The sequence below is a fragment of the Leucobacter sp. gxy201 genome, assembly GCF_051043335.1.
Taxonomy (GTDB): Bacteria; Actinomycetota; Actinomycetes; order Actinomycetales; family Microbacteriaceae; genus Leucobacter.
On the sequence record NZ_JAMXWS010000025.1, the window covers coordinates 1 to 331 of the forward strand.

The window sequence follows — 331 nt, forward strand, 5'->3', positions numbered from 1 at the left end:
CGACGCGAGCGCAAGCGCTGACCCGGACGCCGCTGCGGATCCGGATGCTGCTGCGGATCCGGATGCTGCTGCTGACCCGGATGCTGCTGCTGACCCGGACGCTGCTGCTGACCCGGATGCGTCGGCTTCGGCTGAGTCGAACACGAACGCGTCGGCTTCGGCTGCTGCGTCGGCGAACGCGGACGATGACAGCAATGCTTCGGCTCAGGTCGCGGCGCAGGCTGCGGCTCTCGCAGACGCGACGTCGACGGCTTCGGCTGCGGCGGATGTGACGGCGAATGCTGCGGCTGAGGCTGCTGCTGATCCGGATGCGTCGACGGCTGCTTCGGCA

1 protein-coding gene is annotated in these 331 nt (G+C 69.2%); it reads left to right on the forward strand.

Going from position 1 to position 331, the window contains the following annotated elements; genetic code table 11:
• Positions 1-272 (forward strand): hypothetical protein (locus NHL51_RS13835; protein ID WP_434144658.1); only part of this gene is annotated, 272 nt, incomplete at its 5' end.
• Positions 273-331 lie beyond the last annotated feature (59 nt).